The 1,174-nt window shown below is 52.3% G+C and carries 1 protein-coding gene; it reads left to right on the top strand.

Features of this window, described 5'->3' with window-relative positions:
• Nucleotides 1–201: 201 nt before the first annotated feature.
• Nucleotides 202–1,164, top strand: a complete 963-nt coding sequence (locus HBR94_RS28365) for an IS110 family transposase (protein ID WP_170045912.1) — start codon at nucleotides 202–204, stop codon at nucleotides 1,162–1,164.
• Nucleotides 1,165–1,174: the final 10 nt, after the last annotated feature.

Below are 1,174 nucleotides of genomic sequence, written 5' to 3'. Positions count from 1 at the left end.
GCTTGTATGGTTAGACTTGTAGGGGTGGTGGGACTAAAAGCCAGCATCTGACTCTAGCCAGTACAGACCGTGGGAGACTTCGCCCCACCCCTTCACCAAAGCGCCGATAAGGAATGCATCGGCCATGACCGACGATAGAAGCAAGCCAGCGCAACGGTGAAGCCCCGACAAGCCCGTAAACCCTAACCCGGAGCTTTTCTCATGGCAATGACTGTCTCGCAATCAATCATTGGAGTGGATGTCGCTAAAGCCGAAGTAGTTGTTTATCACAGTGAAACTGCTGAAACAAAGATCGTATCGAACAAGAAAAACGAGCTGAAGGCATGGCTGAAGTCTTTGCCTGCGGGCAGCGCCATCGCAATTGAAGCCACCAATATCTATCACGTGGATACCGTCAACTTGGCTCATTCGATGGGCCATATCGTTTACGTGATTGATGGATATCGCCTTAGCCATTACCGCAAAGGCACAGGTGGTCGCGCTAAAACAGACTTCAGTGATGCGCAGTTGCTGGCTCGCTACTTGAAGAATGAACAGGCTGATTTACGCGCCTGGAATCCGCCGCCGAAGATTTATACCAAGCTTCAAAGCTTGCTGCGTCGACGCGCAGCGCTGGTGAAAATGCGTGTTGCGCTGAACCAGAGCTGGGCGGGTGAGCCATCACTCAAGGCCTCGTCCAAGAGCATTTCAGCGTGTCTTGATAGGCATGAGGGGCTCATTGAGAAAAGGATATTAGATGCTGTTACTGAGGCGGGGCTTTTGCATCAGGTCAAGCGCTGCCAAGCCGTCGAGGGCATTGGTTTTCTGACAGCGGTTGCCCTGGTAATGGCGTTTCAGCGAGGAGAATTTGAAAGTGCTGACGCTTACATCGCGTTCTTGGGAATGGACTTGAGAGTATCCGATTCTGGGCAAATGAGCGGACGCCGCTCATTGAGCAAGAAGGGAGATTCAGAGATACGCAGATTGCTGCATAACGCGGCGTCAGCAGGTATCAGGTCAGAAGCCTGGAAACCTTTATACGAGGGTTATCTGGCCAGGGGCCTGAAAACGACTCAAGCCCTGGTCATCATTGGCCGCAAGCTGGCGCGCATCGCCTTTTCGCTCATGAAAAACCTGAGCGAATACCAGTCAAAAGCGGTTTTGGGGGCTTCCCCAAAACCATAGAATCTCCCAC

Source organism: Pseudomonas sp. WS 5412, from assembly GCF_012985615.1.
Taxonomy (GTDB): Bacteria; Pseudomonadota; Gammaproteobacteria; order Pseudomonadales; family Pseudomonadaceae; genus Aquipseudomonas; species Aquipseudomonas shahriarae.
This window is presented reverse-complemented; position numbering and strand designations above follow the sequence as displayed.

Coding starts and splice junctions, on each gene's coding strand:
- HBR94_RS28365 (WP_170045912.1), top strand. CDS start 202: ATGGCAATGACTGTCTCGCAATCAATCATTGGAGTGGATGTCGCTAAA.